15 protein-coding genes are annotated in these 14631 nt (G+C 71.4%); 3 read left to right on the forward strand and 12 right to left on the reverse strand.

Going from position 1 to position 14631, the window contains the following annotated elements:
• The 3 genes from IBX62_09170 to ileS form a co-directional block, all read right to left on the reverse strand.
• The coding region (locus IBX62_09170) for a putative toxin-antitoxin system toxin component, PIN family (protein MBE0477253.1) at positions 1-310 on the reverse strand (310 nt) is incomplete at its 3' end.
• Entirely contained in the window at positions 294-557 is a 264-nt protein-coding gene (locus tag IBX62_09175; protein MBE0477254.1) for a ribbon-helix-helix protein, CopG family, read from the reverse strand. The genes IBX62_09170 and IBX62_09175, both read right to left, overlap by 17 nt.
• A 78-nt stretch (positions 558-635) precedes the next feature.
• Entirely contained in the window at positions 636-3440 is a 2805-nt protein-coding gene (gene ileS, locus IBX62_09180) for an isoleucine--tRNA ligase (protein ID MBE0477255.1), read from the reverse strand.
• 502 nt (positions 3441-3942) lie between these two features.
• Between ileS and IBX62_09185 the strand changes: the two genes are divergently transcribed.
• Together IBX62_09185 and mgtE are read left to right on the forward strand one after the other, a co-directional pair.
• On the forward strand, positions 3943-6723 hold the full coding sequence (locus IBX62_09185) for an HAD-IC family P-type ATPase (protein MBE0477256.1): 2781 nt from the start codon (positions 3943-3945) through the stop codon (positions 6721-6723).
• Complete coding sequence (mgtE, locus tag IBX62_09190) at positions 6720-8081, forward strand: magnesium transporter (GenBank protein MBE0477257.1); 1362 nt, start codon at positions 6720-6722, stop codon at positions 8079-8081. Before IBX62_09185 ends, mgtE begins: the two co-directional genes overlap by 4 nt.
• Positions 8082-8119: 38 nt before the next feature.
• On the opposite strand, the gene IBX62_09195 is transcribed toward mgtE, so the two are convergent.
• The 9 genes from IBX62_09195 to IBX62_09235 form a co-directional block, all read right to left on the reverse strand.
• Positions 8120-8518, reverse strand: a complete 399-nt coding sequence (locus IBX62_09195) for a hypothetical protein (GenBank protein ID MBE0477258.1) — start codon at positions 8516-8518, stop codon at positions 8120-8122.
• Positions 8519-8800 (reverse strand): DUF167 domain-containing protein, encoded by a 282-nt coding sequence (locus IBX62_09200; protein ID MBE0477259.1) that lies wholly within the window; start codon positions 8798-8800, stop codon positions 8519-8521.
• Positions 8801-8836: 36 nt separating this feature from the next.
• Positions 8837-9688 carry a DivIVA domain-containing protein gene (locus tag IBX62_09205; GenBank protein MBE0477260.1) on the reverse strand — a complete coding sequence of 284 codons (852 nt, stop codon included), beginning with the start codon at positions 9686-9688 and terminating at the stop codon, positions 8837-8839.
• A 64-nt stretch (positions 9689-9752) separates the two neighbouring features.
• Positions 9753-10034, reverse strand: a complete 282-nt coding sequence (locus IBX62_09210; protein ID MBE0477261.1) for a YggT family protein — start codon at positions 10032-10034, stop codon at positions 9753-9755.
• Position 10035: 1 nt separating this feature from the next.
• Complete coding sequence (gene proC, locus IBX62_09215; GenBank protein ID MBE0477262.1) at positions 10036-10839, reverse strand: pyrroline-5-carboxylate reductase; 804 nt, start codon at positions 10837-10839, stop codon at positions 10036-10038.
• 22 nt (positions 10840-10861) lie between these two features.
• Entirely contained in the window at positions 10862-11398 is a 537-nt protein-coding gene (locus tag IBX62_09220) for a cell division protein SepF (protein MBE0477263.1), read from the reverse strand.
• Between the two features lie 76 nt (positions 11399-11474).
• Entirely contained in the window at positions 11475-12158 is a 684-nt protein-coding gene (locus IBX62_09225) for a YggS family pyridoxal phosphate-dependent enzyme (protein MBE0477264.1), read from the reverse strand.
• A 4-nt stretch (positions 12159-12162) separates the two neighbouring features.
• Positions 12163-12828: a phosphate signaling complex protein PhoU gene (phoU, locus tag IBX62_09230; GenBank protein MBE0477265.1), complete on the reverse strand. Its 666-nt coding sequence runs from the start codon at positions 12826-12828 to the stop codon at positions 12163-12165.
• A gap of 35 nt (positions 12829-12863) precedes the next feature.
• A complete protein-coding gene (locus IBX62_09235) occupies positions 12864-13730 on the reverse strand; it encodes a laccase domain-containing protein (GenBank protein ID MBE0477266.1) in 867 nt (288 codons plus the stop codon).
• Between the two features lie 119 nt (positions 13731-13849).
• Here IBX62_09235 and IBX62_09240 point away from each other — a divergent pair.
• The coding region (locus IBX62_09240; GenBank protein MBE0477267.1) for a DUF4013 domain-containing protein at positions 13850-14631 on the forward strand (782 nt) is incomplete at its 3' end.

Consider the following 14631-nt stretch of genomic DNA (forward strand, 5'->3'; position numbering starts at 1 on the left):
GGAGACGATCGCCTCCGCTTGGCCTGATATCGCACTCGAGAACGCGGTTGTCCGCATCGTCGGGGATCACGCGCAGCCGGCGCTCGCACTCCACGACCTCCCCAACGCGCGCCAGCTGCCGGATCACGGCCTCCACATGCTCGTCGTCGAACCCGAGGACCTCGTACAGCTTGTCGTCGAGTCCGGCCAGCAGCGCCCGCGATGTCAGGAGTGAGGCGTCACCCTCGAGGATGCGCCGGAACAGCACGCCCGGCTTCCCGCCGAAGCCGTACGCCGAGACGAGGACGTTCGTATCAAGGACGAGGCGCATTCCCACGCGCCTCATGGATCAGCCGGTCGACGTCGGCCTCGCTACGCACGCCCCGCTCGCGCGCCCTGCCGCGTCCGTACTCAGCGACCTCCTCGAACGCGGCGATCCCGCGCTGCGATTCGTACAGGCGGACCATCGCTCGGAAGAGCTCGCTCTTCGACCGGCCCTCCTCCCGCGCGATACGTTCCACCCTGGCCGCGAGCTCCGCTGGGACCGAGAAGCCCATCGTCACTGCCGTCCTCGGCACGATCGCCTCACTTCCGTCTGAAACGGTTTCAAACGCTGCTAACGCGAGCACGGGGCGATCCGCAAGCTCGCGTCGGCGTCACGACCGGGTCGTCGCGATCTCCTCGAGCACCCGCCCGCAGCGACCGCACACCTCCGTGTGCTCGGGCACGGAGCCGATGTCGGTGCGCACGTTCCAGCACCTCGGGCACTTCTCGCCCTCGGCGGGCAGCACCTCGACCGCCACAGAGTCGCCTTCGCGCAGCTCCACCGCGCTCACGATGAACAGGTCGGCGAGCGTCCGCTCGCCCCGATCGCGCAGGACCCCGAGCGTGTCCGCGGGGGATGTCACGACCGCGCGCGCCTCCTGGCTCTTGCCGATGCGCCCCGCGTTGCGGGCGTCCTCGAGCGCTCTCGTGACCTCGTCGCGCACGCGCAGCACCGCCCCGAACGCCTCGCGGAGCCGCTCGGCGTCCTCGGCGTGCTCCGCCGGCGCCGTGACGGCCGGCCAGCCGGCGAGCTGGACGGACTCCACACCAGCACGGAGGTCCTCAAGCATGAAGGACCAGACCTCCTCGGAGGTGAAGGTGAGAATGGGGGCGACGAGGCGCACCAGAGCGGCCAGCATCTCGGCCAGCACCGTCTGCGCGCTGCGGCGCGAGAGCGAGTCCGGCGCGTCCGAGTAGAGACGGTCCTTGAGCACGTCGAGGTAGAAGGCGCTCGTCTCGGTCGCGTAGCCGTGGATCGCGTGGTGGACCATGTGGAAGCGCCACTCGTCGTAGTGGCGCGTGACACGCTCGACCAGGTCGGCGAGCGCGGTCAGCGCCCAGCGGTCGACCTCCGGCATCTCCTCCCAGGGCACGGCGCGCCCCGGGGCGTGGTCGTAGAGGTTCGAGAGCAGGAAGCGGAACGTGTTGCGGATGCGGCGGTAGGCGTCCGCGCTGCGCGCGAGGATGTCGTCGGAGACCGAGACGTCCTGGCTGTAGTCGGAAGCGGCGGCCCACAGGCGGACGATGTCGGCTCCGTAGCGCTCGACGACGTCGAGCGGGTCCACGACGTTGCCGAGGGACTTGGACATCTTCCGGCCCTCGCCGTCGACGATGAACCCGTGGGTCAGGACGCCCTGGTAGGGAGCCGCGTCGTAGGCCCCGACGCTCGTGAGCAGGGCGGACTGGAACCAGCCTCGGTGCTGGTCCGATCCCTCCAGGTAGAGCTCGGCGGGCCGGTGCAGCTCCTCGCGCGCGTCCAGCACGCTGGTGTGCGAGACGCCGGACTCGAACCACACGTCCACGATGTCGTCCTCGGGGATGAGCGCGCTGCCGCCGCAGCGCTCGCAGCGCACGGTGTCGGGCAGGTACTCGCGCGGCTCGCGCGTGAACCACGCGTCCGCGCCCTCGGTGGCGAACAGGCGCTCCACGGCGGCGAAGGACTCCTCGGTCGCGACCGTCTCCCCGCATCCGACGCAGGTGAAGACCGGGATCGGGACGCCCCAGGCGCGCTGGCGGCTGATGCACCAGTCGGGGCGGTCGGCGACCATCGCCGAGATGCGGTTGATGGACCAGTCCGGGATCCACCGGACCGTCCCGATCGCGTCCATCGCCGCCTCGCGCAGCGGTCGGTACCCCGGCTCGCCGCGTTCCATCGAGACGAACCACTGCTCCGTCGCCCGGAAGATGACGGGCTGCTTGCAGCGCCAGCAGTGCGGGTAGCTGTGCACGGTCGTGCCGGACCACAGGAGGTCGCCCCGCTCCCGCAGGAACTCGACGATGCGCGGATTGGCCTCGTCGACGTGCATGCCCTCGAAGGGGCCCGCGCCCGCACCGAACACGCCGAGGTCGTTCACCGGCATCGGCGCCGGGAGGTCGAACTTGAGCCCGACGAGGTAGTCCTCCTCGCCGTGGCCGGGAGCGGTGTGCACGGCCCCGGTGCCGGTCGAGAGGTCCACGTGCTCGCCGGTGACGATCACGCCCTGGACATCTGGGTGGATCGGATGGCGGTACCTCGCTCCGGCGAGCTCGCTGCCGCGCACGCGGCCGACGACTCCGTACTCGTCCCAGCCGGCGATCTCGGCGATCCGCTCGACGAGCTCCTCCGCAACGACGAGGGTCTCGTCACCGACCTTCACGCCGACGTACATCGCGTCCTGAGCGAGCGTGACCGCGACGTTGGCGGGCAGCGTCCAGGGCGTCGTCGTCCAGATCAGGACGCCCACATCACCCTCGACCTGTCCCCAAGGCTCAGGCTTGTCCGTGAACCAGAACTTGACGTAGATGGAGTGGCTCGTCTCGTCACCGTACTCGATCTCCGCTTCGGCGAGCGCGGTGACGCACCTGTAGCACCAGTGGATGGGCTTGCTCCCCTTGTAGACCATGCCCCGGCGGTAGAGCTCGGCGAAGACGCGGACGTTGCCGGCCTCGTAGCTCGGGTGGAGGGTCAGGTAGGGATCCTTGAAGTCGCCCCTGACGCCCAGCCGCTTGAACTGGTCGCCCTGGCGCTGCACGAACTTCAGCGCGTACTCGCGGCACAGCCTGCGGAGCTCCGCCTTGCCGGTCCGCGCCATCCCCTCGGGACCGAGCTGCTTCTCGACCTGGTGCTCGATGGGCTGCCCGTGGCAGTCCCACCCCGGCACGTAGGGCGCGAGGTATCCCCTCATCGTCTTGTACTTGACGACCAGGTCCTTCATCACCTTGTTGTACGCGGTGCCCATATGGATGTCGCCGTTGGCGTATGGAGGGCCGTCGTGCAGCACGTAGGGCTCGCCGCCGACGTTGACCTCCAACGACCGGCGGTAGACGTCGATCCCGTCCCAGAACGCCAGCCGCTCCGGCTCCCGCTGCGCGAGGTTCGCCCTCATGGGGAAGTCGGTCCTCGGCAGGTTCATCGTGGCCTTGTAGTCGTTCGACACCTTCTGCCTCCGCCTCGTCGGCCGAAACGAAAGACGCGCTCGTCCCCCTAGCTGCCGGGACGAAGCGCGCCTTGACACGTGCACTCCGCGGTACCACCCAGCTTGCGCGTACATTCCACGGTCGCGCGCCACTCGGTCCGCCCTGTAACGGGAGCGCCCCGCCGGAGCCTACTCGCCCTCGGCCCCTCCCGGCGCCTCTCGCCGGCGGGCCGCGACCGCTTTCGGTCCGGGGCTGGTGGGGTGATCTTCGGCGGAGTCCTCCCGGCGGGCTCGCACTGTCCCCGCTCGCTCGGGCGGAAGGGCGCTCCCCTACTCGTCCCCGTCGTCGCCTCGTCCTCGCTCTGATCGCCGACGAGCTTCCCCGGCGGCGTTGCGCGTGATGTTAGCGCAGGTAGGAAGGGGCGTCAACGCGAAGCGGCGCGGGGACGGGGGCGGAGCGTCGGGTATACCTGATGGAGGAGGCGTTCCGGACCCCCGTCCCGACGCCGTCGAAGGGACGCGCATGGAGCAGCGCCAGCGGCGACAGTGGCACGCCCTCCCCGCCGAGGAGGTCCTCCGCGCGCTGGGCTCCTCGCAGCGGGGGCTGGACGACGACGCCGCGGCGCGACTGCTCGAGGAGCACGGCGAGAACCTGCTGCAGGCCGAGGAGGCGCCGGGGCTGGGCACGCTAGCCCTCAAGCAGGTCGCCAGCCCGCTCATCTACATGCTCGCCGCCGCCGCGGTCGTATCCGTGCTCGCCGGACACCGGGTGGACGCGGCCGTCATCGGCGCCGTCGTGCTGCTCAACACGGTGATCGGCGTGGCGCAGGAGTGGCGGGCGGAGAAGGCGCTCGAGGCGCTGCGCGCCATGTCCTCGCCCAAGGCGCGCGTACTGCGCGACGAGCAGGTCCGCGTCATCGACGCCGAGCTGGTCGTGCCGGGAGACGTGCTGATGCTCGAGACCGGCGACAGGGTTGCGGCCGACGGGCGCCTGACCCACGCCGCCGAACTTCGGATCGACGAGTCCGCCCTCACCGGCGAGTCAGACCCCGTGCGCAAACGGGTCGACCCGGTGCCCCCCGAGACGTCGATGGCCGACAGGACGTGCATGGTCTGGATGTCCTCGCCGGTGATAGGCGGCCGAGGACGGGCCGTCGTGGTGGGGACCGGCATGGACACCGTCATGGGCGACATCGCCGCCGGGGTGCAGGCCGGAGGACGCGAGCAGACGCCCCTGCAGAAGCGCCTCGGCAGACTCGGCACGGCGATCGGCGCCGCCGCGATCGGCGTCGCGGTGTTCATCTTCGGGCTGGGGCTGCTGCGCGGCTTCGAGGTCGTCGAGATGCTGCTCTTCGCTGTCGCGGCGGCCGTCTCGGCGATCCCGGAGGGCCTCCCGGCCGTGATCAGCGTGGTCCTGGCGGTCGGCGTCCGCTCGATGGCGGACCGCAACGCCATCGTGCGCCGCCTGCCCGCGGTCGAGACGCTGGGCTCGACCACGGTGGTGTGCTCCGACAAGACCGGGACGATCACCAAGAACGAGATGACCGTGCGCCGCATGTGGGCGGGAGGGCGGCCGTTCGACGCGACCGGGGAGGGCTACGACCCTGCGGGCGAGGTGACGGCCCGCGGCGCCGGGCCCCCTCCCGCCGAGGACCCCGCCCTCGCGATGCTGCTGGAGATCGGGGTCGTGTGCAACGACGCCGTGCACGAGCGCGCGGACGCCGGGTGGCGGGTCGAGGGCGACCCGATGGAGGGCGCGCTTCTCGTCGTCGCGGCGAAGGCCGGGCTCGACGTCCCCGCCCTGCAGCGCGCCCGGCCGCGCACGGCCGAGGTGCCCTTCTCCTCGGAGCGCAAGTTCATGGCGACCCTGAACGGGATCCGCGGAGCCGACGGCGAGGCGGGAGCCGACGGGGGCTCTACGTCGCCCCTCACGGCGGAGGCGGAGGCCGTCCTGTACGTGAAGGGCGCCCCCGACACGCTGCTGAGGCGATGCGAGAGGATCGTACGCGACGGCGCCGAGGTCGACCTCTCCGACGAGCTGCGAGACGAGGTACTCCGCGCGAACGAGGCGCTCGCCGCCAGCGCCCTGCGCGTCCTGGCCGCCGCGTACGCGCGCGACCCGCGCCCCGTCGGGGAGCTCGACGAGGGCGAGGTGACGGGGCTGACGCTCGTCGGCATGTTCGGGCTGCTGGACCCGCCGAGGCCGGAGGCGGTGCGTGCCATCGCCGAGGCGCACGCGGCCGGCGTGCGCGTCGTGATGATCACCGGCGACCACGCCTCCACCGCCGCCGCGATCGCGCAACGCGCAGGCATCGGACCGGCGGACGGCGCGGCGACGCTCTCGGGCGAGGAGCTCGACGCCATGGAGGACGACGAGCTCGCGAGGCGGGCGCCCGAGGTGGCCGTCTACGCCCGTGTCTCGCCGCACCACAAGCTGCGCGTGGTGCGCGCGCTGAAGGCGAACGGCGAGATCGTGGCCATGACGGGCGACGGCGTGAACGACGCGCCGGCCCTGCACGCCGCCGACATCGGGGTGGCGATGGGCCGGACCGGCACCGAGGTCGCCAAGGAGGCCTCCGACATGGTGCTGGCCGACGACGACTTCGCCACGATCGTGGCGGCGATGGAGGAAGGGCGCGTCATCTTCGCGAACCTGCGGCGCGTCGTGTTCTTCCTGCTCACGACTAACCTCGGCGAGGTCCTGACGCTCACCGCCGCGCTCGTGGTCGGGCTGCCGCTGCCGCTGACGGCGGTGATGATCCTTTGGGTCAACCTGGTGACCGACGGCGTCTCGACCATCCCGCTGGGACTCGAGCCCAAGCACGGCGACGTGATGCGCCGCCCGCCGCGCTCGCCGGCGGAGGGCGTTCTCGATGGACGCACGCTGCGCCGCATCGTCCTGCTCGCGCCCGTCATCGCGGTCGGCACGCTCGGGCACTTCGCCTACTCGCTGCAGCACCTCCCCTACGAGCACGCCCGTACCGTCGCGTTCACCACGCTGGTGGCCTTCGAGTGGTTCCGGGCGCTCTCAACGCGATCGCAGGAGCACAACCTGTGGGAGATCGGCCTGTTCACCAACCGGTGGCTGCTGGCCGGCATCGGCGTGGCGGCGGCGCTGCAGGTGGCGGTCGTGCACGTGCCCGCCGCGCAGGAGGCGTTCAGGACCGTCGCGCTCTCGCCCGCCGAATGGCTGCGAGCGCTCGCGGTGGGCTCCTCGGTGATGGTGCTGGACGAGGCGCTCAAGGTCCTCGTGCCGAGTCTGAAGCCAGGCAGGGGCCGCAACGGCGCGGACGAGGCGGCATGAGCGCGGCAGCGCTCCCCGGCGGCGCCCGGCCGGCCGAACAGGCGCGGCGGCTCGTCGAGGCGCGGGACTGGTGGGCGCTGCGCCGCCTGCTCGAGACGCTGGACGTGCCCGAGGTCGCCGACGTGCTGCTCGAGGTGCCCGCGCCCGACCGCTTCCTGCTCTTCCGGCTGCTGCCGCACGACAGGGCGGTCGAGGTCTTCACCTACCTCGCCCCCGCCGACGAGAACGCGATCCTGGCCACACTCACCGAGGCCAGGGCCCGACGCCTGCTCGCCGACGTGGCGCCGGACGACCGCACCGAGCTCTTCGAGGAGCTCCCCGGGCGGGCGATGCAGAAGCTGCTCAACCTGCTGCCGCCGTCCGATGTGGCCGAGACGCGGCGGTTCCTCGGCTATCCCGAGGAGAGCGTGGGGCGGCTGGCCACGCCCGACTACGTCGCGGTACGGCCTGAATGGCCGGTGGCCCGGGCCCTCGCGCACGTCCGGGAGCGCGGGCAAGACAGCGAGACGATCGACGTGGTGTACGTGACCGACGCGGCCTGGCGCCTGCTCGGCGAGGTGTCGCTGCGTCACCTGATCCTCGCGGACCCCGCCCAGCCGGTCTCGACCGTGATGAGCGAGCCCGCGGCGCTCCCCGCCTTCGACGACCGCGAGGAGGCGGTCCGGGTCATGGCGCGCTACGACCTCACCGTCGCCCCGGTCATCGACTCGACCGGCGTGCTCATCGGCATCGTGACCATCGACGACGTGCTCGACGTCGCCCAGGCCGAGGCCACCGAGGACATCCACAGGACCGCTTCGGTCTCCCCGCTGCGCGCGAGCTACCGGCACACCGGCGTCGGGGAGCTGTACCGCAAGCGCGTGGGCTGGCTGGCGATCCTGCTCGGGGTGAGCCTGGTCTCCTCGGGCATCATCGCCGCGTTCGAGGAGACGCTGGCGCGCGTCGTGGCGCTGGCGTTCTTCATCCCGCTGCTCATCGACACCGGCGGCAACACGGGCTCGCAGTCCGCGATGCTGATGGTGCGCGCGCTCGTCACCGACGACGTGGCCCTCGGCGACTGGTTCCGCACGATGCTGAAAGAGCTCGCGGTGGGCGCGTTGCTGGGAGGCACGCTGGCCGCCGGCTCCTACGCGCTGGGCGCATGGCGGGCCGAGCCCCTCGTGGGGCTGGTCGTGGGCGCCTCGATGATGTCGATAGTGCTGATCGCGAACATCGTCGGCATGCTGCTGCCGTTCGTCCTCGTGCGCCTGAGGCTCGACCCGACCGTGGCCTCCAGCCCGCTCATCACGACGATCGCGGACGCTGCGGGACTGCTGATCTACTTCTGGATCGCCTCGGCCGTGCTGCTGCCGGGCTGACCGGCGCCCGGGGCGCCCGCCCGGTCGCGGTGCCGCCGTCAGTCGCCGTGCGGGTCTGCGCGCTCGAGCGCCTCGGCCAGCGCCGTGCACACGACGCGCGCCTGCACGTCGCTGAGGCCCGCCCCGAACCTGATCGCGGTGCGCTCCGAGCGCACCTCCAGCCGCGGGTGCACCTTGCCCGGCGCCGACGACGTGTCGAGCACGACCACCTTCTCCGAGCCGCGGTGCAGCAGCTTCAGCGGGACGGTGATCCCCCCGCCGCTCCGCCTCACGACGATCCGCGTCGCATCGACCTCGACGCCCTCCGTGCCGCGCAGGTTGTACACGGCGAGCCACACGCCGGCGACGGCCGGTATGTGCGCCATGGCGAAGAGCAGGTTGACCGCGACACCCCCCGGACGTTCCCGGATCTCGAGCGGCACGCGGGTGTCGGCCATTCAGAACAGCCCCGCGTCCGGCTCTCCGAACGCGGCGCGCACGTCCTCGGGGTCCACACCCTCGGCGGCGAGCGTCTTGTGCCGCGAACCGGCCCCTCGCACGACGTGAACGGCCGTCCCGGGGACGCCGAGGGCGACTGCGACGACCTTGCAGACGGCGGCGTTGGCCTTGCCGGCCTCCGGCGGCGCCGTCACGCGGACGGCGAGCTCGGAGCCGCGCCAGCCGGTGACCTCGTCGCGGCCGGAGCGGGGGGTCACGTGCACCGGTATGCGCGCGCTCATCGGCGGCGGCCGGCCCCGGGGGACCGGGACGCGATCCTAGTCGATCTGCTCGATGTCGACGTCGTCCTCGCGCTCGCCGACCGCCTCGGGAGGCGCGGGGAACTCCGCGGGCTCGGTGTACACCGGCTCCTCCGCGGCCAGATCGGGCCCCTCGACCTCGCCGAACGTCATGCTCTGCACGAACCCCGAGGAGGGCGGCTCCGCCGCGGGGGCGGGCTCGACCACCGGTGCCGGCTCGGCGCTCACGGGCTCGAACGGGGCGGTCTCCGTGGGCACGGGCAGCGCCTCGCCCTGATACGGCCTCAGGGCCCCTTCGGCGGGAGCCGGCGCCTGGTCCTGTATGGCCGGCTCCGCTATCGGGTGGGACTCGGCGACCGAGGCGACCGCGACGTCGGAGACGGTGCCCTCTTCGGTCTCGCCCACCAGCACGCGCACGTCCTCGGGCAGCGCTATCTCCTCGGCGGCGCGGATGTGCTGCTCGAGCATCGCCTTGAACCTCGCGCGGAACTCCTCTTCCGCCTGCTTTATGCGGACGAGCTCGCCGGCGACGCGCTGCTTCTGGGTGAGTGCGTTGTGGATGACTTCCTTGGCCTTGACCTCAGAGTCACGGAGGATCGTCTCAGCCTCGGCTCGAGCCTTCTCGACGATCTCCTCGGCGGAGCGCTGCGCGGCGACCATGGTGTTGTGCAGCGTGCGCTCCATCTCCTGGTAGGAGCGGACCTTCTCCGAGGCTGCCTCGAGCTTCTCCGAGAGGTCGATGTTCTCCTTGAAGAGCCGCTCGACCTCGTCGGCCACGTCGTCCAGGAACTTGTCGACCTCCTCCTCGTTGTAGCCCCGCAGCGCATGGCGGAACTCCTTGTGGTGGATGTCGAGCGGCGTGAGCTTCATGGTCCTCGGTCCTTCCTGAGGCGTTTCCCTTACCTCGGCAGGGACGGCCGGAGCCGTCCACCACCTACAATCCCGCGGTCCGCAGGGCTCCGACGACGACGGTTCGGATCACTATCCGCAGCACCAGGTACGCGACCAGCGGCGAGAAGTCGATGCCCGCGCCGCCGACCGCCGCCGTGGGGATGAAGCGCCGGAAGACGCCGACGTAGGGCTCCACGACGGTACCCAGCGCACGGTAGACCTCGTACAGCGTCCCGCTCGGTCTGAACCAGGAGAGTATCACGTAGGCGAAGATGAGCCACCCGTAGAAGTCGATGAGCCCCGCGACGAGAACGCTTATGCGCACCTCAGCCTCCCAGTCCCTTGGACCGCTCCGTCGCCGCGGCGACCGCCGCGGCCACCGCGGCCCGGAACCGCCGGTCCTCCAGCGCCTCCAGAGCGGCCGCCGTCGTGCCGCCGGGACTCGCCACGGCGTCGGCGAGTTCCTCGGGGTGGCGCCCCGTCTCGGCCAGTAGGGCCGCGGTGCCTGCGGTCGTCTGCGTCGCGAGCTTCAGAGCCGTCTCGTAGGGCATCCCCTGGCTCACCCCCGCACGCGCGAGCGCCTCCACGAAGACCGCCACGTACGCCGGTCCGCTGCCCGAGACCGCCGTCGCGGCGTCCTGCTGCGACTCGGGGATCACGACGGCCTCGCCCACGGCTTCGAGCAGCGCGCGCACGCGCTCCACGTCCGCGTCGGGCGCGCGAGAGCCGCCGCTGACGACGCTCATGCCCGCTCCGACCATCGCCGGCGTGTTCGGCATCACGCGCACCACGTGGGCGGTGTCGGGCAGGACGGCCTCGATCGCGGCGGTGCTCACGCCGGCCGCGATCGAGACGACGATCGTACCGGCGGACAGGGCCGGGCCGATCTCCCTCGCCACCGCTTCCACGATCCGCGGCTTGACGGCGAGCACCACGACCTCGGTGTCGCCGGCCACGTCCGCGCCCCTCTCCGCGCAGCGGATCCCGTATCGCTCCGCGATCTCGTCGCGGCGCGTCGGGGACGGTTCCGCCACGGCGATGTCGGCAGGCTGAGCGCGCCCGGAGGCGAGCAGACCGGCCAGGAGGGCCTCTCCCATCCGCCCTCCGCCGACGATAGCGATCGAAGCCATCCAGGCGTCCCTCCCGGTCGCGTCAGTCGATGGAGAACAGTCCCTTGTCCTTGAGCCGGCGGCGGTCCTCGGCAGAGACGTCGACGTTCGCCGGCGTCAGCATGAAGACCTTCTCGGAGACCTTCTGCAGGCCGCCGTCGAGGCCGTACGTGAGCCCGGAGGCGAAGTCGAGCAGCCGCTTGGAGAGGTCGGCGGGGGTGCCGGACATGTTCATGATCACCGGCGTGCCCTGCTTGAACCTGTCGGCGATCGTCTGGGCCTCCCCGAACGAGCGGGGCTCGACGATATGCATCCTCACCTGAGCGGGGGATCTCCCCTCCCGCGGGACGCCCTCCTCGCGGTCGCGGCCGCCACCGGGAACGCCGCGAAGGTAGGAGACGCCTCTCGCCCGGTCCAGGTCGGGGCTGCGCTCGACCCGCCTCACGGAGCGTTCGCCCGGGTCGTAGGGGCTGCGGTAGACGGGGGCGTCCTCTTCGTCCTCGGCGTAGTACTCGTCGTCGTAGTCCTCGTACTCGTCCTCGAGGCCCAGCCGCACCTTCAGGCGATTCCACAGGCTCAACGCAGTCTCCTCGTCTCGATCGCCTTCCCGCGCCCCCTCACGGGTAGGGGCGGGCCGCAGGCTCGCCGGCCCCGCGTCAACGGCCGCCGAAGATCGCGCGCCCGACGCGCACCATGGTGGCGCCCTCCTCGACCGCGACCGTGAAGTCGTTCGTCATCCCCATCGACAGCTCGGTCAGCCGCACTCCATTCAACCGCATAGCGTTCAAAGAGGCAAAGAGCGACGCGCACTCGCGGAAGACCGGGCGCACCTCCTCGGCGCGCGGCTCGAAGGGGGCCATCGTCATCAGCCCGCGGACATCGACCGCCTCCATGCCCGCGGACGCGCGCAGCACCTCCTCGGCGTCCCGCGGCGCGATGCCGTGCTTGCTCTCCTCGCCGGACACGTTCACCTGCAGCAGCACCGGCTGGACGACGCCCGCTTCGGCGGCCCGGCGTTCGACCGCCTCCAACAGGCGCTCGGAGTCCACCGAGTGGATGAGGTGCGCCCGTCCCACGACGTCCTTCACCTTGTTCGTCTGGAGAGTGCCGACGAAGTGCCACCTGACGTCAGGGAACAGCCCGTACTTGCCGAGGAACTCCTGCACCCTGTTCTCGCCGAAGTCGCGGATGCCCGCGGCCCGGGCGTCACGGATCTCGGCGACGCCCACCGTCTTCGTGACGGCCACGACGGTGACCTCGGAGGGATCCCGGTCCGCGACGTCAGCGGCGTCGGATATCCGCCTGAGCACCGCCTCGTAGCGTGAGGCGACCGGGTTCAACCGTCTAGCCCTCTTCCGCAGGGTCGGCCATCGCCTCGAAGTCCCCGGTGATCAGGAACACCACGCGCTCGCCGATGTCGACGGCGTTGTCGGCTATGCGCTCCAGGAACCGGGAGGCCAGCACCATGGAGGACGCCCACTCGATGTCCTCCTCCTCCCGCAGCCGTGCGAGCTCCCGGAAGAACTGCTTGAAGAGGTGGTCGATCGGCTCGTCGAGCTCGCCGAGTTTGCGAGCCAGCTCGACGTCGTTCTTCTCGAGCGCCTCGAGCATCGCGTCGACGACGCGGACCACGAGGGTGCCTTGTGCCTGGATCAGGTCGTACAGCGTCTGCGGGCCGTGGCGGTCCGCGGTGCGCCGCGCCGCCTTGGCGATGTTGACGGCCAGGTCGCCCATCCGCTCCAAGTGCAAGGCGATGTAGGACAGCGAGTACAGGAGCCGCAGGTCGCGCGCGACCGGTGACTGGGTGGCGATAGTCTCGAGCGCGCGCTCCTCGATGTCCAGGCAGCGACGGTCGAGCTCGTCGTCGCCCGCTATCACCCTCTCGGCGAGGTCGAGGTCGGCCTCCACGAGCGCTTTGACGCTGTGGCGCGTCGCCTCGCACACCGAGCGCCCGATGCCCAGCACGTCGGCCTTCAGCTGCTTCAGTTCCTGGCGGAAGCTCTCGCGCATCTCGGCAGCTCCTCGATCCGGGGTCTTCGGTACGATTATAGCCCGCCGCGCAGCGCCGCGACGGCGGCATGCCTGCCGGTGACTCCGTCTGCACGATACGAGAAGAAGCGGTCCGTCTCCGAGGCGGTGGAGCCGGGGACGACGGCGGCCGCGGCGACGTCCACACCGGCCTCGGCGAGGGAGGCGAGCGCCGCCTCGCCCAGGTCGACGCGTCGCCCCCGGACCACCGAGGGCCCGAACCGTTCGCCGAAGGCGCCGGCGAGCCCCGACGAGACCTCGTAGTCCTCGACCCCGATGCGGGGTCCGACGTAGGCCCGCAGCTCCCCCGGCGCCGTCCCGGCCCGCTGCGCGAGCGCCCGGGCCGCGGCGCCGGGCAGGCCCGCGAGCGCCCCTCGCCATCCCGCGTGCGCGACCGCGACCGCGCGCACGGGCGAGAGCGCGACCAGCACGACGGGTACGCAGTCGGCGTAGTGCAGCATCAGCGGGACGCCGTGCTCGAGCGTCAGCAGGGCGTCGGCCCCCGGCACGGGCGGACGGCCGGCGGCGGCACGGGCGCCGGAGCCGGCGAGAGCCGGCGTCACCTCGACGACGAGTTCGCCGTGTACCTGCTCGGCGGTGGACAGCAGACCGGTCGCCCCTCCCAGCCCCAGCGCGATCAGGAGGAGGCGGCGGTTCTCGTCCACCTCCTCGGGGTCGTCCCCCGTGTGGGCAGCGAGGTTCAAAGAGTCATAAGGCGGCGTGCTCACGCCTCCGGTCCTCTCGGAGAACGCGACCAGCACGCCGGCCTCCCGCAGGGCCGGGTCGTGGAGGAAGGCGAGGCCGCCGGCGGTCTCTCGCACGAGCGACACCGGCTGCGCCCCGCGGACGCCTCGCACCGAGGGTTCCTCGGCGATGACGCTCACCCGCCTTCCGCTCACTCGCCGGCAGCACGTTCACAACCGCCTATCGCTGTGGTTGTATTGTACCGGCCGCCGACGGCGCGTCGGTGGACACGCACGCACCCGACGACGGGAGGGTCGTCATGGACGTGAACCGTGCGTTGACTGCTCCGTTCCAGGACAAGGACTGGGTCAAGAAGGCGTCTCTCGGAGGGCTGTGGGCGCTGCTGATCGTCACCGGACCGGCGCTGTACGGGTACTGGCTCGACTACATCACGGCGGTAGCCGGAGGCAGGGAATCACCCCTGCCGGAGTGGAACGGCTTCGGCCGCTACTGGGTCCGTGGCTTCCTGCTGAGCATCGCGATGGCCATCTACCTCTTGCCGGCGCTGATCCTGTTCGGGTTGGGGTTCATCCCACTCATCGTCGCCGCCGTGAGCGGAGCTCCCGAAGACGCCGCCACGTTCGCCGGTGTCGGCGGTATCTGCCTGTTCTCGCTGCTCGGGTTCGTCTGGGCCGTCGCCGTCTCGATCCTCGTGTACGCCGCCGTCGTCAACTACGCGCTGCGCGAGAGCTTCGGCTCGCTGTTCGCCGTCGGCGAGATCCTGCAGCGGGTGAGGTCCGGCGGCTACCTGCAGGCGTGGCTCATGACGCTGCTGATATGGTTCGCGGCCGGCGCGGTCGGCGGCATGGTGAACGCCATACTCGGCGAGCTCGTCCCGTTCATCGGGAACCTCGCAGGGCTGTTCGGCACCGGCTTCGTCTACTTCCTCGGAGCCGCGATATCGGGGCACGTCCTCGGCCAGTGGGCGAGCACGGCGTACGGCATGCCGGGCACCGGCGCGCCAGGGGCGGCGGGAACCGCGGCGCCGTCTCCGGCGCCCGGCCCCTACGAGCCGCCGGCGCCTCCCGCGCCTCCCGCGGC

The organism is Coriobacteriia bacterium, assembly GCA_014859305.1.
Lineage (GTDB): Bacteria > Actinomycetota > Coriobacteriia > Anaerosomatales > Kmv31 > Kmv31.

Coding starts and splice junctions, on each gene's coding strand:
- IBX62_09185 (MBE0477256.1), top strand. CDS start 3,943: ATGGAGCAGCGCCAGCGGCGACAGTGGCACGCCCTCCCCGCCGAGGAG.
- mgtE (MBE0477257.1), top strand. CDS start 6,720: ATGAGCGCGGCAGCGCTCCCCGGCGGCGCCCGGCCGGCCGAACAGGCG.
- IBX62_09195 (MBE0477258.1), bottom strand. CDS start 8,518: ATGGCCGACACCCGCGTGCCGCTCGAGATCCGGGAACGTCCGGGGGGT.
- IBX62_09200 (MBE0477259.1), bottom strand. CDS start 8,800: ATGAGCGCGCGCATACCGGTGCACGTGACCCCCCGCTCCGGCCGCGAC.
- IBX62_09205 (MBE0477260.1), bottom strand. CDS start 9,688: ATGAAGCTCACGCCGCTCGACATCCACCACAAGGAGTTCCGCCATGCG.
- proC (MBE0477262.1), bottom strand. CDS start 10,839: ATGGCTTCGATCGCTATCGTCGGCGGAGGGCGGATGGGAGAGGCCCTC.
- phoU (MBE0477265.1), bottom strand. CDS start 12,828: ATGCGCGAGAGCTTCCGCCAGGAACTGAAGCAGCTGAAGGCCGACGTG.